This window comes from Paenibacillus sp. 1-8 (assembly GCF_056316205.1).
Genome location: NZ_CM149995.1, coordinates 1494860 through 1517315, shown reverse-complemented (window position 1 = coordinate 1517315; position 22456 = coordinate 1494860). Strand labels below are relative to the sequence as shown.

Genomic DNA, 22456 nt, shown 5'->3' with positions numbered 1-22456 from the left:
GCTTTCCCTTTTGTCTCAAGCGCAACCCTCACTTTTCAGGTTATTTGAATGACTCGTCATCGTCTATACGTGTAGTGCGTGTTGTGATGTCCGCCAGCCTTTGGCAGCCTTCGTCCAACGCCCAGGATACCGCAATACCCACCGTGTACCGGATCAGATCGGCGGTCAAGAACCCTTTTCCCAACACCAGCCCGCCCAATGTCGTCGCCCGGATACTGTTAATCCAGGGAGCCTGATACATCTGACTGAACTCAATGGCGAAACAAAACAGCAAACTGCCCCACAGCGCTACAGACAACCGACGTTCCACCCACAACATCCTCAGCCCAAAGTAAATCATGCACGCCCACAAGGCATCCCCAAAATGATTGGCAACGAATTCAGGCAACCGGGAGGAAAAGGCCCGACTTCCCAAGCCCAACAGGATAGCGACCAGCACAGCAGCCAGATACATAGCTCGGGCCTTCCAGCGAAATTTCGCACCCGCTTTCCGATTCGTCTTCCTGTCGACCCCGACGCTTTTACGAGTTCTTCCCATGCTAGATCACCTGTCCTAACGCTGGAAAATCTTCGCCATGCTGCTGGAATCTCGTCGAGTATACCCTTAGGTTAGCGCTTGCAAGAGTGCTGATATTCCTGCTGATGTCATATTGTATGCACACCAGCTTGTCTGTATTTTTCGTGATCCAATTCATCATAACGAGCCTCCGCAATATCGTACAAACGTAGCTTGTAAAGCCATTTAAATCATACTGGTCTGGACCGTAGTAACTACATCTGGCACCAACCAGCAGCAATTGATCCTCCCCTAGCGGCTGCACAAAATGATAATTAAACTTCTGTCCAGAAAGCAGCAGTTCCTCCATATGATCGCCATCGAGCGTTAACACTTTGTATGTATGCCCATCCGTTGTTCGGGAAGGAACTAACATCCCCTGCTCCCTTTCCGGCGCACAGTCAATCCGTAAAATATACAGGCTGTCGTCAAAGCCAATGGAGGAGGAAACGACTTCAAAACCATCTGTGTATGCACAAATATCGGCATAAAGCTGAAGTTTGTGCTTGGTTGTTGTCTGCTTGCTTTTTCGGTTCATATATTGTATCCCCACTCCACTCCTGATGCTAAAATTCAATACCGCGCACCTTGGCAAAAATCATTTGGTTGACCAGTGTTCTCTCTTCATCATACTCGACATTCCGCAAAATGCCCTCCAGCGTAAAACCTGCCCGTTCTGCTACCTTGGCGCTGCGTGTATTTCTGGAATCACAACGAATCTCCAGCCGATTCGCTCCCAAATGCTGTATGGCAAAATTCGTAATACCATGTACAGCCTCTGTTATCATGCCTTTCCCTGTGCAAGACGTTCTAAGCCAGTACCCGATTTCAAACCTGCGTGCAGCCCAGTCGATACGGTGCAAGCCACTGCTGGCTACAAAAGCTCCCGACGCCGTATCAAATACGTACAACATCATGTCAGACCGGTCCAGAAATTGAAGTCTGGCTTGGCGTGAGCGGATTTCAGATTCCTCTGGCGTAGGAAGATTTCTCGCAAAAGGCAGCCAAGGACGCAATTCATCCACACTCTCCCGAATGGCTTCATTGACCTTCGCTCCATCGCCCCACTGTGCGCGAATTGTCAACCGTTCTGTCTGGAATTGCTCCGGAAACGATAATAAGATGGGGCTAGTCTGATCCGTCTGCACCTTACTCATGATGCTCCCTCCTCCATATTCCCCGAATAGCTGGCATGATCCAGCCAACCGATGATTTCACGCAAACTGCCAATCCTGTAATCCGGTACAATACCCGTTTCCTGCCACGGCATAAAGCCCTCCAGCCAGATCGTATGCAAACCCGCGCTTTGGGCACCACGAATATCATTTGTCGGATGATCGCCTACATACCAGACATTGCCTGGGTCTGTTATCCCAAGTTCATTTAACGCCAACTCAAATATGCGAGGATTAGGCTTCTCGACGTGGACTCCTCCCGAGACGATAATGGAATCAAAATAATCCTTCAGCATCACACGGTTGATCTTTGCTTGTTGCGTGCGAAGTGAGCCATTGGTGATGATGCCAAGCTTCAAGCCCCGCGACCGCAGCTCGGACAGCACTTCCTTGGCCCCATCCATCAGTACCGTAAACTTATGAAATTCACCATACCAAAAGCCCAGCATTTCCTGCACCGTCGTATCTGGATTTTTCAGTTCCAAAGCTGCATGCAGCTCCGTATACAGCTCCCTTTTGTCCCGGTATCCATCCTGATCCGCCAAGCGTATGTGTTCGACTATTGCTGCCCGGCTCGCCGGGTCTTCCGCCACAATGAATCGTTCCACAAAACGCTCCGTATATACCGCAAACGCCTGTTTGCGATGAATCAGCGTATTATCCAGATCAAAAATAATCGCTTCTATGGACATCACGAACTCCCTTCTTTCGATTCCTTTACCGATGAGTCGGAAACAAATTGAACAACTCCGATCAGCAAAAGCAAGAAAAATACAGACAAGAAAATGATAAGCAAGGTTTTTAGTATTCTTCCGGAAGTCGACCCTCGTTCTAATTTAACGGTTCAAAATACTTAAAAAATGAAATAGTCTCTTCCAGATCCTGCTCATTTTCGTAAATGTCCATGAGCTTTCCCAATTCAATACCAAAATCCACATAGGCGTTGGCCTTGGCTGTAACGATATGTCCATCTGTAACAACATTGGTATTTACGAATGTTCCCTGCGGGCCAAGCTTCTCCATCTCTTCAACTACGTTAGTCGTAAATGAGCGCCCATTCAGCACACCCGCCTGACCCAACAATAATGTACCTCCACATATAGCTCCGATCCCTTTTTTATTCTGATGCAACTGCTGGAGCAATTTGTGCAGATGCTTATTCGCGACAACTCCGCTTATGTCACCACCCGGAATAACCAGCAGATCCACACTCTCCATATCCACTTGTTCTATTGAGCAAAACGGAAGAATTGAAAAACCCTCGTATGAAGTAACAGGATCTGTGCTAATCGCAAAAGGGATAATTTCTCCACGTGTTTTTAAAAAATATGTTGCCAACATGATTTCAAACTGTACAAAACCTTCGTAAATAAATACGTATGTTTTCATGCCACATGTACTCCTCATAAAATAAGAATAATTACACAGCTTTCTGACCATTCATTCACACAAGCTGCTCCAAAATCGAACTTTCTTTACGGAATCAAAATCAATTTCTTCATAACACTTCTGCCGAATCTATCTGAGTTGTCTCAGGTCCTTCCAAAAATATGTACTTCTCTCTAGTGTAATCTAACAGGAAAAGGAATCCAAGACCCATTCGCAATGAGTTGCCGAATAAGCTTGGATGACATAAGTCCCTCTTGGGTCAGAAAATATGACTTCTATACTTGCTGTCCATTCACCTGAATATCTACGGCTACCTGCTGCCCCAGCCATTCCCGCATACGATTCCACGAAAAACACTGCTCCATGTGAAATACACCATGAGGAAGCTCAGAGCGGTATAGCGCTAGCCCTGCAAAGACGGCTGCCTTGGCGGTTAAATCGGATTGATGATGTCCCCTTAGTTGGCATTCGACTTTCGTTATCTTGCCATGGAGAGTTCCTCGCGCGTCCACCTTGACCGCCACCGCGTTCCCTCCCAGATGCAGCTTGCTAAAGCTGCGAACTACTGCATTACGCACGGACGACCGTCGAAGCAGACCCGATATTCCTGTGGTCCGAAGCCCTGCCAGAAGGCGGGTAGTCAACCGCGAATCGAAACACAGACGGGTGCTGACCGTGGGAATGTCGAGCGTATGTGGAAGTGTCTGCTGATCGGAAAAAGGAAAACGATATGCGCGATGGCGTCCCACACCTGCGCCGAAATCTGCCACTCGCCCGTCGCTAAAGCTTTTTCGAATCACCGGGCGCCCCTGTTCCATAACCTCCAAATCCGTATGAATCTGATCCACTGTCCATTCAATGGCAGCCTGACCGTGTTTGTCTCCCAAGCCCAGCATCAGAGATATGTTCAACTCATCTGTCTGATCCATAAGCTGCGTCGCTTGCAGCGCCAACAGATTCGTCAGTCCGGGGGCCAGCCCCACACTTAGCAGGGCAGTAGCCTGATAAGCTCGTGCTTCCTGATGATACCGCTCGACCTGACTCAAGAAGGCTGCATTCGCGGTAATATCCATATAGTGCACCCCATGCTGAAGGCAGGCACGTACCAAGTCTGTATTTTCCTGATCCAGACACATGATAACGATCTTGGCCTGCTTTAAAATAGACGGGGCTATCGGCTCATGAATATTAAGCTGTAAAGGCAGCACCTTCCCACCCGATTGCTTGCTGAATTCAGTGGCACGTTCCATACTGCGCCCTGCGGCAAACACCTTGCCGGGAAACATTTCACTTAGTTCTGTGCATAAAATTTTTCCGACATGACCGTATCCGCCAATGATGATAATGTTATTCTTTGTCATGAGTAAATTCTCCCCCTTTAACTGCAAACCACGCATTCACTAAAAATGCACCAAAATACCGGGTGATATGGGTAAAGCCTGCATCCACCAGCATTTCCTGTATAGCCGTATTGGACACCGGGTCGGACTCACGTCCAATGGAAGCAGCGAATCGCTCCCAATCCTCCAGAGGAATGCCCTGATCCAGCATATGGCTTTTCCACGCTTGCATTTGAATGGCAAAAGCAGGCTCCTGTGGATTTCCATTGATGGAGGCCAGGCAAAAAGGCGCGCCCGGTTTGAGACGAGCGGATATCTGTTGTAGCAATGCCCGTTTGCTCTCCAAGCTGTGAAGAAAATGAAGCACCAGCAGGCAGGTGGCCGCATCATAATTCAGCTCCGCGTGTACTTCCTCGGTCGGTTGTCCAGACTGCTCCTTGGGCTGTTCCTGAAGTAGTTCTCCGTGAAGCTCTCCCAACGTACCTGTGACAAATGATATTTTTGACCTTATGCCCGCTTGCGCCACACGCTGACGTGCCAACTCCAGCATGCGTTCGGATGGATCAACTGCCGTAAAAGACCATGCCGAATGTTGTCCTCCGAGCGTGATCAGTTCCTGACCACCGCCAGCCCCCATGATTAGTACATTCGGATCTGCGGCCTGCGTGCGGGCCTGAGCCTCAAGCTGTGCGGTTATCAAGCGGTCAGTCATCTCATACAAATGAGCATATCCCGGTATTTTTAAGGAAATCGTGTCCGGGTACTTGCGTACATTCGGATCGTTCCAGCTCATAGACTGGTTAGGAAGCGTATGTTCAGCGCTTGTATGATGACTGTTGACTGTGTGATGGGCATCCATAGGATCGTTTGGCTTACTGTTGCTATATTCCATATATCGTTCCCTCCAAAATTCGAACAACTGGAAAAAGATGCAGCTGGGCCTTACATTTAGCCTTGATCTTCCCCAAGCATTCGTATATTGTTGATTTAATTAAGAATTATTCTCAATTATAACAACCACACGTATATCCACCATCCCACAGATGTGGGATTTACTTCGATACACTTTGGCGAAACTCCAGCTTTTTACGATAGGAGCAATCTATGAACGCACAATTCACACCATTGGCACAGCTAAAGGATGCTCGACAGCAAATCATTCGACTGGGAGAAAAAGCTCCTTCATCCCAAGCGTACAAACATACGCTCATCGACCGCTTACGTACTCAGGTTTCATTCGATGCGGCGTGTTGTACGTCAGTAGATCCACATACGCTGCTTTCCACGGGGGCATTCACCGAATCAGGCGTGGATGGTATTCATTACAAGCTATTAGAATACGAATATCTGCGCAATGATGTAATGAAATACGAACAGTTAGTACGGGAAGGGCATTCCATAGCGTCTCTCAACGGAGCCACGGAAGGTGAACCGGGTCGGAGCGCACGCTACAGGGATGTTTTGCAGCCTGCCGGATTCGGGGATGAGCTACGTATTCCTTTAATGTACAAAGGAAGCTGCTGGGGATTCCTCACGTTGTTTCGCCATCATACAAAGCCGGTATTCAGTGAAGAGGACCAGCAGCTTCTTGAAGCCTTAGCGCCATCCATAGCCTACCATTTGCGTCAGGCCAGTGTGGGCTTATCTCCAGACCCCGGTATAATTATGGAAAATGATATGGAGCCAGGGGTTTTGGTGCTTTCCGGCAAGCTGGAGCTGATTTCCTCCAATCCAACGGCAGACCAGTGGTTAAATTTGCTTCGGCAGCAGGAAGGTATCGACGAAAGTAGCCTCCCCGCGCCCGTTCGGGCGGTATGCTTTCGGGCACTATCCACAGCCCTTCCGGGAGCTTTCACTACTTCCGCTTCACCAGCCAAACTATGTATTCCCTCCGCAGACGCGGGAACACCGTGGGTAACACTCAGAGCCACCCTCCTTCAAGGCGGACAGGGAAGTAATGGTGAGCATCAACTTGCTGTATGGTTTGAACCTGCTAAAGCCTCTGAAATGCTTCCGCTTATGGCCGAGATGTATGCATGGTCCGAGCGGGAAAGACAAATTGTCCGGCTCATTGTTCAAGGCTTATCGACCCGAGAGCTGGCAAGCGCACTTCATATTTCAGCCTACACGGTGCAAGATCATCTGAAAGCGATTTTCTTGAAAACCGATGTAAGCAGCCGCCGTGAACTGGTATGGAAGGTATATTCCAGATTCAACTAATTTCAATTCTCCTATGCCACAATAAATGCATGCCAAAAAGACAGATGACCCGATTAAGGATCATCTGTCTTTGCATGTCTGCTCTCTTTGTTCGCAAGAGCCTTATTGGTTCGAAGAGGATTTCGTATCATCGTAGGACACAGGTGAAGGCTTCGCAATCCATTCGTCAGCCTCCGGCTCGATATCTACGCCGTTTTCCAGCTTATTTTTCTCCATCAAGGAATCTCCGTCCTCGTTCTTCTTGTTGCGGATTTTCGCTTCGTCTTGAGTGTGGTCGCTCATATTGATTCCTCCTTTTTAACTTCATCTGATTGATGTGTACCTTACTCAACATTCCCCATTGCCGCCCTGTGCAAACCTCTACACGACCAGATGCCCTTTTTTCTCTGCCGGACCAATGGTCGCCTCAATCCCGGCATTAAACTCCAGAAAGTCGCTTTCTACTCCATCGCTGAAAATGACTCCATGTTCCGGCATCTGCGAAGCAATCCGCAGCGGTTTTTCGGCTGCCACCTGACCAAACACCAGATCCGCAGCAGTCGTCCGACTGGGAAAGGGCTCTCTCACCGTAAAATATAACGATGGCGAACTCCACGTTGCGCGGTTATCATGATGATCGTTATCATTCCCGCTATAGTCGCGCCCGCTGCTCCCCCGGCTCCGTTTTCGTCCTTCTGCCGCTGCTTCTGGACGGAAGGCTGCGCCCGACACCAGATGATCTGGAGTCAGCGAAATCGGACGCTGCGTAGCGCTACCGACAATTCCGGCCGCCCCAGCAAGCACGCTGGTCAGCCAGCCCGTCGCGCCCAGCCCCGTCGACACGATGATGCCGCTGGATGACTGCTGCTCTACCTGATCCTCCAGCCTCAGCTCATATCTTGCAGAAACATGAGTTTTGCGTCCAATGAACAAATCGTTCACCGCATACAACGACTGACCATCATTGAGCTGGGCTTTAGCCAGCGTAACCTCCTTGATCGGACGTCTGTGTACGAATACATCTGGCACAACCCAGCGCAAATCCGATACCGTAAATGGCAGCAGTACCCCGTCCCAACGCAATGGATCTGGATTCACACCGATCAACGGCTGCTCGGTCAAGTATTTTAACGTGTTAGCCACCAGCCCGTCCTGACCCAGCACCACCACTGTATCCTGCTCACCAAAAATAAAATTGGGCACATGCTCCCGCTCCACAATCTGAACCCGACCCAAGGCTGTCAGCTCCGAGGTTGCCGTTGCCGCTGCTCTGCGGTAATTTTCATCCTCCAGCACATAATCACTGAAATCCGCGCCTAGCCGTTCAATAAAAAAACGGGCCTGCTGCACCGTGTTATACCGGACAATCAGTTCCTCCAGGCGTGTTTTACGCTTCACCAAAATGATCTTGTGCTCTGTCATCCGACTGCTCATCGCACTCTTCCTCCCGATCCTCTCGTTCCTTCCGATCCGCCTGTTCCCGTACCCGACATCAGACCTTGCAACAGGTCAGGTGTAATGTTTAACTGACCGATTTTCCCTGCATTTTCTGCAAGCTCCTGGAATGCAATGGCAATCAGCTTATCCGGACTCATATCCATGTTCGCCATAGCCTGAAGCACGTTCGGCTCGACATCCTGCAACGATTTCATGACTGCTGTCAGCTCATAGGCTTTGGCATCGGCTTCCGCCTTTTTATTCGTTACGGTCAGCTCAATCAGCTCACGTTTTTTCTCCTCCAAAGCCGTGTCAAAACGCAGTTGCTCCTCCTTCATCTCGCTTTGCTTCTGCTTTACTGAACGTTCGGCATCGAGCTGGGTTTCACGGATTTGCTTCTTTTTCGTCTCTACTGCAATTTCGGTATTCAGCTCATTCTCCTTCACACGCCGCTCCTGTTCAATGGAAGCATTCCGACGCTCATACAGGGCGTGATCCGCATTGCGAAGAATTTCCTCCCTCGCCTGTGCCTCCAATGCTCTCATTGTTTCTTTATTCGGCAAAATCGCCAAAATCGACAGGCCCATGACCTCAATGCCGAGCTTTTCGATTTCCGCATGCTGGGCGATATCCTTCGTCATGCTTTGGGCCAAACGTTCACTGGATTGAACAGCCTCTTTGAGCGGGATCCGCTCCAGATATTTTTTGGTGAGCACCTTGCCAATGTTAATCACCCGTTGGGCCAGCTTGCCCGGGTCATCCGAAATGTAGCGTTTGGTCTTCAAATCATACGTATAATTCAAAATCTGCGTCGTTCTCCGGTAATCCACAATCCGATAGGTCAGTTGCCCCTGCACAGTCACCGCCTGAAAATCATGGGTCATTTCCTCAAATATGAACGGCACATCAATAGAAGATACAGGAGCGACGACGACCGAGGTTGTTGGAGCGTAATAATAAAAGGATAATCCCACGCCTTCCCGAACTACTTTCCCGTTTCTCACCTTCATCACATACTCACTGGGCTGAAATTTCACAAAATTAAATCCGAACATGGCAGATGCCTCGCCTTCGTTATAGTTTTTATTATTTTGTTATTATCAATTTGTTATTAACAATAAAATAGCACACATCCTCGATAATATCAATATGACATTTATAAAAAAAGAAAGGCCGCTTCCCCTCCGATACACTCGGTTAGAGGAAACAGCCTTATTGAAATACCTTATTTATCATCCACATTCCACTCTCTGTAAAACTGCTCCAAATACATCTCCATCCATTGATGCCTGACAGCCGCCAACTCCTTGGCATACGTGGTATTCATTAAATCCTTAAGCTTTAACAGCTTTTCGTAAAAATGGTATATGGCACTCTTCCCCGTAGCACGATAAGCATGCTGTGAAAAATCCTTTTCCGGGTGATGCATCATGCTGCCTTTTGAGCCTGCATACATAAAAGTCCTCGCAATGCCAATCGCTCCAAGTGCATCCAGCCGATCTGCATCCTGCACAACCTGACCTTCCAGCGTATTCATAGGCGGATTTTGCCCACCGTTGTAGGACATTGTAGCGATAATGGTCATCACATGCGTAATCACGCCCGGATCGCTTACATGCAGACGCAGCCAGCGCTCCACTTTATCCAGCCCCGCTTGTTTGGAGTCGTTTAATTTTTCATCCGCTACATCATGCAGTAGCGCTGCCAGTTCACAAACAAACGAATCTGCGCCTTCTTTGGCAGCAATTTCGAGGGAAAGCTTTCTCACCCGGTCAATGTGCCACCAATCGTGACCACTGTGGTCATGCTCCAACTGCTGCTGTACATAGGGTTCTGCCTTTTGAATAATATCTGCTAAAATAGCTTCCTGTTGCTCTGTTCGATTCTCCATAAGTCACCTTCCGCTCCCGCCTTGTATTCCATGGCAGGCTATTTAAATTTCTAATCCTTGTTCTTTTGCTTATTCATTTGCTTACTACGGATCATCGAAAGCGCCTTGCGGGCGGACATACTCTGCTCCTTGTTATGTACAAGCAAAGCTTCCAAAGCCGGAACTTAAAAGTCTCATATGGTGCCACTGCGCAGTCGGATGGTGCTTCCCATCGCGACCGCTTCGCTTGTACAGCACCATTCCGCCTACTCCATTTTATTCTATAATGTGTATGGCATCCAACCTTTGTGATGGAAGTTAGTGATCATAGAAGTTCTTTTGCATTTTGCCTACCCTATTCCTATTCTATTAAACTTATTTTCGTGTCTTACTCCACGACACCAAGCTCGCGGTTTTTTTCTTTGAAGCGGCTGTTGTGGGAAGATACATAGGCCACTTTATCTGCTGCGGGATCAATGTACAGCTTGGCGCTGTTCAGCGCAAGAGCAGCATCCGTGAATGTACCTGCAATCAGATACAGCTTGCTTCCGTACTCCACAAAATCGCCTGCGGCAAAAATCCCCGGCAGATTCGTTTCCAGCTTCTCACTCACTCTGGCGTGCCACTCACCCATATCCAGTCCCCAATCCCGAAGCGGGCCGAAGTCGGATTTCAGACCATGGTTCACTATGATTGCATCAACATTCAATATCTGTGTTTCACCCGTCTCTATATGGCTGATCGTCACCTGTTCAATCGTCTCGCCATTGTTACTATGTAGCTGGCTCACCGCGTAAGGTGTCAGGACTTGGACAGAAGACGCTTTCATGCGAACTATATTTTTCTCATGTCCGCCAAAATGCTCTCGACGATGGACTACCGTCACACTCGCGGCAATAGGCTCCAGCTCATTCGCCCAATCCACAGCCGAGTCGCCTCCGCCAGAAATCAGGACATGCTTGCCTCGGAACGGCTCCAATTCTTGCACAGTATAATGCAAGTTCGTAACCTCATAGCGGTCAGCGCCTTCAATCTCCAGCTTGGCCATTTTGAGAATGCCATAGCCTACTGCCAAAACTATCGTACGTGTCCAATGCTGTTCCCCTGTCGCAGAGGTCAGCAGGAACGTTCCATCCTCTTGCCGATCCAAACCTGTGATCTGCTGTCCCAGCACAATCGTAGGCTCGAATGTCCGCGCCTGCTGCTCTAGCTGATCGATCAGCTTTTCACATAATATCGGCGTGACACCTCCAACATCCCAAATCATCTTCTCCGGGTAAATGCGCATCCGTCCGCCCAGCTCATGCTTGGCTTCGATCAGCTTGGTCTTCATATCCCTCATTCCGCTGTAAAATGCAGTATACATACCGGCAGGACCACCGCCGATTATCGTTACATCATATAATTCCAAGGACTCTGTCACTCTGCAACTCTCCCTACCTTAACGTGATATGTCTGCTTCTATTATAAGTGATAATAATTATCAATATCAATTAAGAATTAAAAACATATCCGCTTCGAAGGCTTTTGCGACCTTGGAACTACATTTTTATACGGTTTATATGGATGTTACTTTCTCTCATTCTCCTGAGGTATTCAGGGATTGCAGAACTATAGCACGCAACGCTTTTTCAGCTATCCTCCATCCCTTGCTTATATGTAATCGTCGGATCTATGAGTCTGGCTGCGTTTCTACGCACATGCACCATGATATGGTTGACAATACCACCTATACTGTTCGTTTCCCAAATATTCTACGAGAACCAAGGTATTCCTTTGAAAGCTCATTACTTAAACCTAAAATATATTATAGCTCTAACCGATAATAGGGATATGTTGGAAGATAAAACAAATCATGATGAGGAGGAGAGATTCTATGAAACCCAAACAATGGAGGATGTTCCTATTCTCACTTGTAACCTTGCTGCTCTTTAGCTTCACGTATCCACCTGTCAGTATCCATGCGGAGGACAAGCCTTTCATTCATCCGGGTATGCAACATACCCGGAGTGAGCTGGATCAAATGAAAGCCCAGGTGGCTGCGCAAGCCTCCCCGTGGATCGAAGAATGGAATATTTTGCGCGACAATAGTCTGGCCTCCTTAAACTATACGCCCAGACCCCAAAATGTCGTTTATCGGGCAGATCGTAGCCACGGTACCTCTGGGACCTACGAGTTGGAAAATGACTCTTCCGCCGCATACTATCATGCCATCCAATGGTACATTACAGGAGATCAGGCACACGCAAATAAGGCGATTGCGATTTTGAATGGCTGGTCCAGCACCCTTCAGAGCATCGAGGGCAATGAAGCTTTTATTACCGCAGGCTTGAACGGCTATAAGCTGCTCAATGCAGCGGAAATTTTGCGATACTCCAATGCGGGCTGGCAACAGCGCGATATGGATCGCTTTTCGGCACTTATGACAAACGTATTTTACCCGAACGTTAGCGATTTTGGATACCTGAAAGGGTTTGTAAAGGATGCTGCTCAGGAAGCGCTGTGTATGCTGTTTGTGATGGATTACGGGGTATGGATGAACGACCAAGCCATTTACAATACAGCCGTAGATTATTACAAGAATGGACAAGGACATGGCGCAATTCAAAACTTTATTCAAACAAGTGAGGGACAGACACAGGAAGCCGGACGCGATCAAGCGCATAATCAGCTAGCGGTAGGACTGCTCGTACAAGTAGCTGAAGTAGGCTTTAACCAACGTTCGGTCAATGCCAATGGAGCGGATATGTATTCCTACCCGAACGGTTCAAACCTGCTTGTCAAAGGTCTGGAATACACAGCGAAGTATAATTTGGGATACACGGTTCCGTTTAATGCCAATGTAACAGATTCCAACGGGAGAACTGGACGTTACAGCAAGGTATCCCCGAATAACCGTGGAGAATTCCGACCCATGTATGAGCAAGCGTACAATTTTTTGCGTAATAAAGCAGGTTTGCCCGCCTCCAACCTTACTTATACCCGCGAGGTTATCGACACGGTCAAGCTTGAAGGGTATACCAATGACCATCTATCCTACGGCGGATTACTAAGCGCTCAAGATAACCGTCGTCAAATGACATCTACGAAAGTGGCCCTATCGCCAAGGAGCCAAAACAAGCTCGTCGTCACGGTTCCTTCCAAAAAAGCACCGTTAACTGTGCAAACCGACCGTTTTAAAACGGATGATCAAAGTAATATTAAAAAGCCGGAAACCTTTACACTGGAGTATATAGGCAACAAGCTCTACACCTTTAAGTCCGAAAGAACAGGCTCCTACGTATCCGTAGGCGATGATCAGCTACTTACCGCCGGAAGTGCAACAGCAGGTGATGCAGAGAAATTTATCGTTTCCCAAGCGGCCAACGGATTAATTACACTGCAATCGCAAAAGAATCATCTTTTTGTGAGCGTTACGAGCGATAACCAACTGCGTGCCAGTGCATCAGCCAGCAATACAGATAACGAACGGTTTATTGTATTGCCTCAAAAATAGCCTACTTCGGCTGGACTGAACATTTTTTCAAACTCAGCATATATATCTTCACTTTAATCATCAAAAAAGGCGAGTCCAGAATGCCACCAAGCGGAATCGGACTCGCCCCTTTCTTCTTTCCCTACATGAATGTATCCACCCTATCTGCCTATCACCGAAATGTAATTTATATATCACGTCTGCACATTCCTGTTCATCGTATATATACTGCTTACAGTTCTATCCAAAATCGATTCATACGTTTTCCATCTTCATCAATGTAATCCTTGTCCGGTGTTCCTCCATTGCGAAGGATTGTCTTTTTGGAGGCGATATTATCGGAGTCGCATACGACCAAGGCTCTGGAAATCCCCAGCTCTTTTGCTTTTTCCAGTGCCAACGCAAGCATACTAACCGCGTAGCTATTCCCCCGTGCGGAAGGACAGATACCGTAGCCGATGTGCCCTCCTGCATTCAACAGCTTTTCATTAAGATTATGCCTGATGTTCACCACTCCGACGACCTGCTCAGTGGCAGTCACCAGCCAGTACGTTGAGGTTTTGACCCAGCCCTCGGGCAGGTCAATTCCATTTTCCTGATTACTCAAAAACGTCAGCATACCTTCAAAATCATACGATTCTGTAGAAATCACCCACGGTACCATAAGCTCCTGACTCTTTTTCCAATCCTCATAAAAAGAAAGATAGGCCTCTTTCCATACGTTTTCCGGCTTTACCAATCTGACTGTTTGCACGTCAATCACTTCCTCATATTAAAATCTCAATTCTTCTGCCTAGTGTTCATAACCCTCGATATCCGTGAATTTCCGAGCCCAATCTGCAAAAGAAAGCTTGTCATCCCAAGTGACTTGCTTCATCGCTTTGGCACAGCCCCAATTTAGAATCTGCTGATGCAGCATATGCACCCGGAAGCGCTCAGCAAATCCTTTTTGGGTTTCCATCCCTTTCAAATAAGCTGTAAGAAAGCGTCTGGCCAGCTCTTCCTCTCCGTTCTCCAAATACATTATGGTTATTTTCGGAAGGTCTGCAACCCCGTCACCAAAATAGGCTGTCGTAAAATCAAAAAGCCCGCTGACTTTCCAGTCGTTATCCCCGTTTTGCACAAGAAAATTTTGTGGTTTAAAATCCCCCATCACGAATGTACTGGTATCCAGATCATCGAATGCTTGGCGTGCGTCTTCCAAAATACACTCTACCCATGCCATATCCTGTTCAGAAATGTCCGAGTACTTTTGGGCATCTTCAAGCCAGTATCGAATCCGCCCATACAACCACGCCCGATAAGAAACTTCAAAAGGACGAATAGCCAGACTGATTGTATCCAGCTCTCCACTGTTCTCAACCTTCCAGCTGTGAAGCTCCAACAGTACAGAAGCAAGCATCTCAGCAATCTGTTGTTTAGCCAGCGGAGTCCATTTCGCCTGCAACTCGGGTGTATGTATGTGCTGACCGTCTAAACGGGGCATAACAGCATAGCTCCAGCCAAAAATATCCCCGGTTTCATCCACAAGATACGGAGTGGGCACAGGAATTGAAGTCCGTGTGTGCAGCTGCTCCACCATAAATCTTTCTTCCACCCATTGTCCCGAAAAAAGCGGGCTGCCCTTTAACACAAACTGTCCAGCCGTTGAGGAAATATAGAGAGTTTGTCCCATCACTCCTTCTGCCGTTTTTCCGGAAGACAGCAGACGCCCCAAATCAAAACGATCTAGCACCCTCTGCAATTGATCATTCGTGACCTCTCCTAGCCGATTAGATGAAAAATAAATAGTCGTCGTCATCTCTATACCCCATAATTTTTAATCGTTGCTTCCGGCGTTTCGTCGGTATCCGCCAGCCAAACTAAACTAACCTCAAACGTTCCCGGCTCGAAAAACAACGGAAATCTCCGCTTAAACCAATCCTGCATCGGCAAGTCTAGCGCTTCCTTCATATCTACCCATAGCAGTTCTCCCTCAGGGGGATTTTCCAGTAATTCTCCTTCAGATGCTGTAGCTAAATAGTTAAAGACCATATATCTTAAGCCTTGGCTCGGGTCGCAATATTCGTCAATTCCTTTAAATACAATCTCCGTAACCGTTAGTCCGGTTTCTTCCTTCACTTCACGAATGGCTCCATTGACAATGCTCTCTGGAAACTCTACTTTCCCTCCTGGCGCAATGTAACCCGGAAAACCTTTTTTATCTGGTCTGTTGATGAGCAATACCTTGGTTCCGTCCTGAATCATGCACATCGTATATATTTTATGTGTCACTTCCGTGGTCAATCCGATCATACCTTTCTTTATCACTATTCTTTAGTAGTATAACTTCTATCTTTCCAGCCGACACATTGTGGTTAAATATGGTATTCCCCATACTTTAACTCCCTTTACCCGCATATATAGGGTCCTCGCTAGATGTTTTTCTTATAATAATAGTGCTTAAAGCCTCGCGGGGCATCATCAATGACGCCGATCACTTCGTACCCCTGCTTTTCATAAAAATAGGGTCCTTGAAAAGTAAACGTGTTGAGCTGTATAAAAGTACACTTTTTATCTTTGGCGATTTGTTCGATCTCACCAAGCAACTGTGAACCATAGCCCTTCCCTCTGTAGCTCTGATCTACCCACAAAATATCTACCTCTACCCAGTTCCAGCACAGCACACTTAAAAGCCCACCGATCACCTGACCATCGTCGCTTTTGAGGGTAAGATTAATCTCCTCGTACCGGGTTCGGATATCCTCAGGTATGTGCTTCGCATTAAATTCAATCAATTTATTCCTGATAAATCGCGCTTCATCCTTACTGCTTCGACTCATTTGATTTTCCAATGTCATGGCATAGTTCCTCCAAATTAAAAATTTATCATCGCTTGAAATAGATATTCACGTTAAGGCTTCACCCTTCTTTTTATTCGTGGTCAACATTTCTCATATAAGGAGTTGATATTAATGGCAGTAAACAAAAAGGAACTCTCCCAACTTATACAGCAACTTCCCGATAAAGATGTCCCTCTCGTTGCAGACTTAATCAAACGTCTGATCAATCACCCTTTAGACTCTCACATCCCATATGACGATGAGCCGCTTACAGACAGCGATATCCAAGCTATGAAGAATGCAAAAAAAGATTTTGACAATGGAACAAGCTTCAAGTTAAAGGATTTTGAAAATGAATTACGAAATTGAATTAGGCTCTGATGCACAAAAATACTTATCCAAAATGGAAAAACCTCTTCGTATACGCATTCTTGATCAACTCCATATCTTATCTGAAAATCCACGACATCCTGAGTTAAACATAAAAAAAATTGCAAGGTTATATTAACTGTGACTGTTTTATATTGTATAAATATTTCCATGTAAAGTCACCCTTTCATTATTCAAGGGTTATATTTAGATACAGTAACAAGATAGAAACTGGTTATCTTTTGTAAAATTAAATACAAAAAGGTAGTTGCCCTCTCAGTGTACATAATGTTTTTAGTTGCCCACCCCTCTTTCATCGGTAGCGAAACTGGATGCAACCTGAGAATACGCTGAATTTCTTTCCTTCTTCGTTTAAAATGATTACACTAGACGCAACAATATGTTTGGGTGTTGCCATCCGATCTACCTCCCCTCTTTCCCTGCTTCTTGGACTATAGTCAAGGAAAATCCCCGCCGCAGGACGGGGATATGAACCCTACTCCAGACAGGAGCAAGCAAAGGTATAATTTGTTACTCTTAGCAGAGAATAAACGAACGTATTCAGAAAATCGAAAGTAGGGAAACGGTTCATGATCCGTATTAGTCATTTGGTTCACGAGAGATTTCTGTTCTTATTTAAATTTTTGCATTCGCCAGCATATGTGGGCAGTATAACGCCAAGTTCCAGATTTTTAGCCAAAAAAATGATTGAGTCAATCCCATGGAGTGAAGTTCATACCGTTGCCGAGCTTGGTGCTGGCACCGGGGCAATTACCCAGTATATCCCGTCTGCTGCCAGGGAACAAACCAAGGTGCTACTTTTTGAGAAGGATCAGACGATGCAACGAGATTTAAAAAAGAGATTTCCGAATTATCTTTGTTATTCCGACTCCCGTGAGCTTCAACGTGCTATGCAAAATGCCGAAATTGAACAGCTTGACTGCATTATAAGCGGGCTGCCATTTTTTAATTTTCCACAAACGATGCGAGATCAAATTGTAGAACAGATTCACCTGTCGCTTAAGGATCAGGGAATGTTTATCGCCTTTCAATATTCCAAGCAAATGAAACAGCAGTTAGGGGAATGGTTTGATATTGAGGAAATCAAGTTTGTGCCCATGAACATTCCACCCGCGTTTGTCTATGTTTGCCGGAAAAAAGCATGAGCAAGGGGGATGGATATGGACGTTGAATACTTAATTTCCATCATCGAGCAGTATGGCTATGCGGCACTATTTTTTGCCCTATGGCTCGGGATCGTGGGGCTACCCATTCCAGACGAAGTCATTGTGATGACTGGCGGGGCTGTAACCAGCATGGGAATACTTCAACCGTTACTCGCCTTTTTCATCGTATATCTAGGGGTTATATCGGGCTTATCCTTAGGTTATGTATTGGGAAGATTCTTGGGCACAACCGTTCTGGATCGTTTACGACGAAAAAAGAAAATGGACAAGTACATTACATTTTCGGAAAACTTGGTACATAAGTATGGTAATTTCACCATTTGCATCAGTTATTTCCTGCCGATTGTCCGTCACATCATCCCTTATATTGTCGGAATCAATAAAATGAGCTTCAAGCGTTATGCTCTGTTCTCTTACTCAACAGGCTTGATCTGGACGCTAATCTTCTTTTTGCTCGGACATTTCTTCGGCGATCATGTACAAACCGCAGGAGAACTTATACATCATTATGGCTTACAGATCGCGTTGCTTCTTATGGTACTGGCCATTATATTTTTTATAATGAAATATGTTTGGGGGAGGAGAACAACAGAGGAGTAAGCGTTACTTGCCTACATAAATTAAAAGTTACCTTAGTGCCACTACGCAGTCGGATGGTGCTTCCCATCGCCACCGCCCCCGGATTTCTGAAATAAAGTCTTTTATAGGTAGAAATCCGGGGACAAAAGCGACCGCTTCGCTTGTACAGCACCATTCCGCCTACTCCGTTTTCTATGTACATTTTTTCAATTCAGCTATAGAGTCAGATCATAATGGTAAAATTCCTCGTCCTTGATATATTGATTTCTTTCATACACTCTTTATGCTGTAACATTATTCTTTCCTGTCGTTAATCCAATCCCTTTGGCTCCTATTAGTTGGCCATGTTGTTGAGCTGCGTCCAATAATAGTTGAGCAATTCCTTGTTTTCGGTAATCTTCATCTACAAATAAATCATTCAATATCCACGATCTTTTCATCGAAATAGAAGAAAACGAAGGATATAATTGTGTGAATCCAATCAATTTATCTTCTTCTGCATCCTTTATGATAAAGATGACAGATTCCATTGCGACAAAACGCTCGCGCTCCCTCGATATCCGATTCCAGTTTATAAAATATTCGGTATTAATCAAACAATTCTGCGATTTTATCCAGCTTTTCAATGGTAGCTTGTCTGACAAAAATCTGTTTAGAGGGAATAATTTTCCCTTTTTTAAGTCTATCTAAGAATGTTCACAAAATGTTCGATATTTCCCTATTGATTTGATGTCACTATGATGTCACCTTTCGGTATACCAGATCTCTATGTAATGATACAATATTTACATGATAATTTTTAATAGCGTGTTAAAAATATTTTTCATCCCGGAGGTTTGCAAGTCATGTCTAATTCTTTAGAGATATTAATTGAACCCATCATCAGAAACCGATTAGAAAAATTGTATAGCATGCTTTCCAAAAACACACCAGAATACAATCAATTTTCTATGGAATGTAACCAATACTTCCAGCAAATTCGTGAATCCGTTCCTGAACATCTCGAACACACACTATTCTTATATGAAGATGCTCAAATCTCTCTTCAATCTATTTTGGAGAACCAAATATATTTACAAGGATTTAAAGACGCCATACAATTTTTAGATGAATTGCGCGTATCTTATACCGACTAATAATTACAATCTAAACCTATTTTCTCAAATAGAAAACAAACACCTAGAAACAGGCGTTTTCATTTTTGTCCTTTTTAGCAACACTACCCATATGATATACTATTATTTAACAACAGAATGGCTTAGATGGGCGGTCGGCTAGTCTCCTGCAAAGGAGGTGATGCCTGTGGAGGTTAAAGATACGCTGATGTTGATGATTCAATTTGCAACGTTGGTGATCTTGATTATTTCCTTCAACAAAAAGAAATAGACCGCCCTCTGGAAAAGGAATGCGGTCTTATTTCGATGACTAAAACTTTTTGAACAGCCACCGCCCTTATAAGCGGCTGTTGTCAAAGAGTGAGGATGTTGGAAGCATCCTTACTCTTTTTTAGTATATACCTTTTGGCTATAGTTTATCACAGGAAAAACCATATTGCCAATATGGAAAATCTTTTATTCAGGCACCCAAATGTAAGATTGCCCACCTAACATTCTCTATTCATATATCAGATGACAGCATTTCATCACAAGTTATTTTTTTGAAAGCAGGGTTATTTGTAAAAACCGTTGAATAACCGGGATATCCGGAGGACTAATTTCATCAGGAAGATGATCGAGATCAAAAAACCTTAATTCCTTGACTTCATTTGGATCTTCCTTTAGCTCCCCCGTATATTCGATGCAAATATAGGCCGTAACGACATTGTATACTTCGTCCCCATGCGGGTATTTATAGTATAATTGCGGCCCGGAGAATACATCCAATAGAGTAAGGCTACCTGCCTTCAGTCCTGTTTCCTCAGCTAATTCTCTTACCGCGACCTCTTCCATAGATTCTCCCGGTTCCAATGACCCGCCTGGCAATCCCCACAAACCATTATCTGTTCGAAGTCCTAGCAGTAATTTGTTTTCATGAAGTAATAGCACGCAAGCGCCTGCCATGATTAAGGGTCTGGTACCTACCACTTTTCTTAAGTCCATAATATAGCCCAACCTGATCACTCTTTTCATTCGTCAAAAGAAGGCACCGACTCTTGTGTTGTCAAGGTCGATGCCTTCTGATGTTTAGATGTCATTTGTACCTTATTCCTCTTAAATCGCAGCAATTTCCTTGCCAATCGGCATGATGTAGTACAGTGGTTTTTGCTGTTCGTTTTGCTGATAAACTACGAGTAGCAGCGTGCGGCCTTCGGCGGTCAAAGGGCTGCCGCCACTCAGAATATGATCCAGCCGGAACGGCAGAATATCCAGAACGGCGTGCTTTTGCAGTTCCTTTTCACCCAGCTTCAAGGAAGCGAAAGCCGGAATGACCTCGCGGTATGGCTGCGGCTGATCTGCCACAAAGTCTGCCACCACAGGTGACAACAGCGCATCCGGGTGCTGGAGAGCCATTTTCATATAGCTGGACCAATCGTCCTTCTCCAAGGCGTGTTCCCACCAGATTTTACGCGGCTTGTATTTATGGTTCAGGAAATAGTCGAGCTTCATCAGCCCAAGCACCATATCCATTCGCTTCGTTCCGCGTGATTCAAGAAAGGACTGGAGACGCGTGAACAGGTCTTCGAGCTGGTGGCCGATTTTTTGCCAGCCTTGTCCCTCCCAATAGTCTCCGAACTCCTGAAAGAAATCGAAGGCAGACGCAAATTCGCGCTCGATCAGATAGTTCACCGTATGATCCATACGATGAGAGTTCCAGTATTTCTCCAGCACATCTTCCAAACGTTTGAGCCGAACGATATCGGCAAAGGAAAGGACGTCATTGCTCAGCATTTCATAAGGCGCAACATCCATGTACGTATAGTTGTACTTGTCTGCGTCGATACGCAGTCCCGTGCCACGCAGCATTTTGAGGAAGCCGAGCTGAAGCTCTTCCGGGCCGAGCGCAAAAACGTCATTAAACGTTTTACGGAACGTGTTGTAATCCTCCAAAGGCAGGCCGGCGATTAAATCAAGATGCTGGTCGATCTTGCCGCTTTGCTTGACCTTCGTAACAGTACGGGAAAGCTTGGCAAAGTTCTGGCGACGCTTGACCAGCTCATTGGTCGGATCATTCGTCGACTGGACGCCGATTTCAAAGCGGAATACGCCCGGCGGCGCGTTTTCCGCCAAATAATCCAACACCTCGGGACGCATAATATCTGCCGTAATCTCAAACTGGAAGACACATCCGCGATGGTTTTCAATGAGAAACTTGAACATTTCCAGGGCATAATCGCGTTTAATGTTAAAGGTCCGATCGACGAACTTGATCAGGTTGGCTCCGTTGTCGATCAGATACAGAATATCCGACTTCGTACGCTCAATATCGTAATAACGTACCCCTACCTCAATACTGGACAGACAAAACTGGCAACTGAACGGGCAACCCCGACTGGTTTCAAAATAAACAACCCGTTTGCCTAATTCCGGTATATCCTCTGCAAAGCGGTACGGTGACGGCAGCTCATTCAAGTCCGCCTTTGGACGGCCCGGCATCTGAATGACCTCTTCTCCCTTGCGGTAGGCCAGTCCATATACAAAATGGTACTTTTGCGTACCCTCAATCTCCTGAAGCAGTTGATGAAAGGTTTCCTCCCCCTCACCGACGACGATAAAATCCACATTCGGCAGGCGTTTCATCCAATGGTCGGTATCGTAGGATACCTCCGGGCCACCGAGAATGATTTTGACCTCTGGCATAATCTTTTTCAATACATCAATGACTTTAATCGTCTCTTCAATGTTCCAGATATAGCAGGAAAAGCCGATGACATCCGCTCCCCGCTGAAACAGGTCGGATACGATGTTCATCACAGGGTCCTTGATCGTATACTCCGCCAGCTCGATGTCAAAGTCCTTTTCACTGTAGGCTTTGAGACACCGGATCGCCAGCGAGGTATGAATATATTTTGCGTTTAACGTTGATAAAATGACTTTCATAGGTCACAACCTTTTATAGTT

Annotated in this window: 26 protein-coding genes; 7 read left to right on the top strand and 19 right to left on the bottom strand. The window is 46.1% G+C overall.

Features of this window, described 5'->3' with window-relative positions; genetic code table 11:
• Positions 1–40 precede the first annotated feature (40 nt).
• The 7 genes from AC0WRU_RS06955 to AC0WRU_RS06925 all read right to left on the bottom strand — a co-directional run bounded on the left by AC0WRU_RS06955 (position 41) and on the right by AC0WRU_RS06925 (position 5253).
• A complete protein-coding gene (locus tag AC0WRU_RS06955) occupies positions 41–538 on the bottom strand; it encodes a ribosomal maturation YjgA family protein (RefSeq protein WP_476127769.1) in 498 nt (165 codons plus the stop codon).
• Between the two features lies 1 nt (position 539).
• Positions 540–1094 (bottom strand): hypothetical protein, encoded by a 555-nt coding sequence (locus AC0WRU_RS06950; protein WP_476127768.1) that lies wholly within the window; start codon positions 1092–1094, stop codon positions 540–542.
• Between the two features lie 28 nt (positions 1095–1122).
• On the bottom strand, positions 1123–1713 hold the full coding sequence (locus AC0WRU_RS06945) for a GNAT family N-acetyltransferase (protein ID WP_476127767.1): 591 nt from the start codon (positions 1711–1713) through the stop codon (positions 1123–1125).
• Complete coding sequence (locus AC0WRU_RS06940; protein ID WP_476128591.1) at positions 1710–2423, bottom strand: HAD family hydrolase; 714 nt, start codon at positions 2421–2423, stop codon at positions 1710–1712. The genes AC0WRU_RS06945 and AC0WRU_RS06940 overlap by 4 nt, the downstream gene beginning before the upstream one ends.
• A gap of 139 nt (positions 2424–2562) precedes the next feature.
• Positions 2563–3120 (bottom strand): DJ-1/PfpI family protein, encoded by a 558-nt coding sequence (locus AC0WRU_RS06935; protein ID WP_476127766.1) that lies wholly within the window; start codon positions 3118–3120, stop codon positions 2563–2565.
• A 275-nt stretch (positions 3121–3395) separates the two neighbouring features.
• Complete coding sequence (locus AC0WRU_RS06930) at positions 3396–4481, bottom strand: saccharopine dehydrogenase family protein (RefSeq protein WP_476127765.1); 1086 nt, start codon at positions 4479–4481, stop codon at positions 3396–3398.
• Positions 4468–5253 (bottom strand): class I SAM-dependent methyltransferase, encoded by a 786-nt coding sequence (locus AC0WRU_RS06925; RefSeq protein WP_476128590.1) that lies wholly within the window; start codon positions 5251–5253, stop codon positions 4468–4470. The genes AC0WRU_RS06930 and AC0WRU_RS06925 overlap by 14 nt, the downstream gene beginning before the upstream one ends.
• Positions 5254–5564: 311 nt before the next feature.
• Between AC0WRU_RS06925 and AC0WRU_RS06920 the strand changes: the two genes are divergently transcribed.
• Positions 5565–6680, top strand: coding sequence for a LuxR C-terminal-related transcriptional regulator (locus tag AC0WRU_RS06920; protein ID WP_476127764.1), 1116 nt, complete (start codon positions 5565–5567; stop codon positions 6678–6680).
• Positions 6681–6782: 102 nt separating this feature from the next.
• On the opposite strand, the gene AC0WRU_RS06915 is transcribed toward AC0WRU_RS06920, so the two are convergent.
• From AC0WRU_RS06915 to AC0WRU_RS06895, 5 genes are all read right to left on the bottom strand, one after another.
• Entirely contained in the window at positions 6783–6962 is a 180-nt protein-coding gene (locus AC0WRU_RS06915) for a hypothetical protein (protein WP_025682442.1), read from the bottom strand.
• Positions 6963–7040: 78 nt separating this feature from the next.
• Entirely contained in the window at positions 7041–8093 is a 1053-nt protein-coding gene (locus tag AC0WRU_RS06910; RefSeq protein ID WP_476127763.1) for an NAD(+)/NADH kinase, read from the bottom strand.
• Positions 8090–9151: an SPFH domain-containing protein gene (locus AC0WRU_RS06905; RefSeq protein WP_476127762.1), complete on the bottom strand. Its 1062-nt coding sequence runs from the start codon at positions 9149–9151 to the stop codon at positions 8090–8092. The genes AC0WRU_RS06910 and AC0WRU_RS06905 overlap by 4 nt, the downstream gene beginning before the upstream one ends.
• Before the next feature lie 170 nt (positions 9152–9321).
• Complete coding sequence (locus tag AC0WRU_RS06900; RefSeq protein ID WP_476127761.1) at positions 9322–9987, bottom strand: HD domain-containing protein; 666 nt, start codon at positions 9985–9987, stop codon at positions 9322–9324.
• Positions 9988–10354: 367 nt separating this feature from the next.
• On the bottom strand, positions 10355–11389 hold the full coding sequence (locus AC0WRU_RS06895) for an FAD-dependent oxidoreductase (protein ID WP_192511522.1): 1035 nt from the start codon (positions 11387–11389) through the stop codon (positions 10355–10357).
• A 453-nt stretch (positions 11390–11842) separates the two neighbouring features.
• On the opposite strand from AC0WRU_RS06895, the gene AC0WRU_RS06890 reads away from it, so the two are divergent.
• Positions 11843–13462: a hypothetical protein gene (locus AC0WRU_RS06890; RefSeq protein WP_476127760.1), complete on the top strand. Its 1620-nt coding sequence runs from the start codon at positions 11843–11845 to the stop codon at positions 13460–13462.
• 211 nt (positions 13463–13673) lie between these two features.
• On the opposite strand, the gene AC0WRU_RS06885 is transcribed toward AC0WRU_RS06890, so the two are convergent.
• The 4 genes from AC0WRU_RS06885 to AC0WRU_RS06870 form a co-directional block, all read right to left on the bottom strand.
• Complete coding sequence (locus AC0WRU_RS06885; RefSeq protein WP_476127759.1) at positions 13674–14195, bottom strand: GNAT family N-acetyltransferase; 522 nt, start codon at positions 14193–14195, stop codon at positions 13674–13676.
• A gap of 39 nt (positions 14196–14234) precedes the next feature.
• Positions 14235–15242 (bottom strand): phosphotransferase family protein, encoded by a 1008-nt coding sequence (locus AC0WRU_RS06880; RefSeq protein WP_476127758.1) that lies wholly within the window; start codon positions 15240–15242, stop codon positions 14235–14237.
• Positions 15243–15244: 2 nt separating this feature from the next.
• A complete protein-coding gene (locus AC0WRU_RS06875) occupies positions 15245–15736 on the bottom strand; it encodes an NUDIX domain-containing protein (RefSeq protein WP_476127757.1) in 492 nt (163 codons plus the stop codon).
• A gap of 119 nt (positions 15737–15855) precedes the next feature.
• Positions 15856–16281, bottom strand: coding sequence for a GNAT family N-acetyltransferase (locus AC0WRU_RS06870; protein ID WP_476127756.1), 426 nt, complete (start codon positions 16279–16281; stop codon positions 15856–15858).
• Between the two features lie 114 nt (positions 16282–16395).
• On the opposite strand from AC0WRU_RS06870, the gene AC0WRU_RS06865 reads away from it, so the two are divergent.
• The 3 genes from AC0WRU_RS06865 to AC0WRU_RS06855 all read left to right on the top strand — a co-directional run bounded on the left by AC0WRU_RS06865 (position 16396) and on the right by AC0WRU_RS06855 (position 18419).
• The gene (locus AC0WRU_RS06865; protein ID WP_476127755.1) at positions 16396–16632 is read left to right on the top strand and encodes a hypothetical protein; all 237 of its coding nucleotides are present in this window, start codon (positions 16396–16398) and stop codon (positions 16630–16632) included.
• Positions 16633–17222: 590 nt separating this feature from the next.
• The gene (locus AC0WRU_RS06860) at positions 17223–17798 is read left to right on the top strand and encodes a class I SAM-dependent methyltransferase (RefSeq protein WP_476127754.1); all 576 of its coding nucleotides are present in this window, start codon (positions 17223–17225) and stop codon (positions 17796–17798) included.
• Positions 17799–17813: 15 nt separating this feature from the next.
• Complete coding sequence (locus AC0WRU_RS06855; protein WP_025682454.1) at positions 17814–18419, top strand: DedA family protein; 606 nt, start codon at positions 17814–17816, stop codon at positions 18417–18419.
• 260 nt (positions 18420–18679) lie between these two features.
• Here AC0WRU_RS06855 and AC0WRU_RS06850 read toward each other — a convergent pair whose 3' ends face one another.
• Positions 18680–18928 (bottom strand): GNAT family N-acetyltransferase, encoded by a 249-nt coding sequence (locus AC0WRU_RS06850; protein ID WP_476127753.1) that lies wholly within the window; start codon positions 18926–18928, stop codon positions 18680–18682.
• Positions 18929–19243: 315 nt separating this feature from the next.
• On the opposite strand from AC0WRU_RS06850, the gene AC0WRU_RS06845 reads away from it, so the two are divergent.
• Both AC0WRU_RS06845 and AC0WRU_RS06840 read left to right on the top strand, forming a co-directional pair.
• The gene (locus tag AC0WRU_RS06845; protein WP_025684591.1) at positions 19244–19534 is read left to right on the top strand and encodes a hypothetical protein; all 291 of its coding nucleotides are present in this window, start codon (positions 19244–19246) and stop codon (positions 19532–19534) included.
• 160 nt (positions 19535–19694) lie between these two features.
• Positions 19695–19784: a putative holin-like toxin gene (locus tag AC0WRU_RS06840; protein WP_007429455.1), complete on the top strand. Its 90-nt coding sequence runs from the start codon at positions 19695–19697 to the stop codon at positions 19782–19784.
• A gap of 263 nt (positions 19785–20047) precedes the next feature.
• Here the strand turns inward: AC0WRU_RS06840 and AC0WRU_RS06835 are convergent, their stop codons facing one another.
• Positions 20048–20509: an NUDIX hydrolase gene (locus AC0WRU_RS06835; protein ID WP_476127752.1), complete on the bottom strand. Its 462-nt coding sequence runs from the start codon at positions 20507–20509 to the stop codon at positions 20048–20050.
• 99 nt (positions 20510–20608) lie between these two features.
• Positions 20609–22435 (bottom strand): B12-binding domain-containing radical SAM protein, encoded by a 1827-nt coding sequence (locus AC0WRU_RS06830; protein WP_476127751.1) that lies wholly within the window; start codon positions 22433–22435, stop codon positions 20609–20611.
• Positions 22436–22456: the final 21 nt, after the last annotated feature.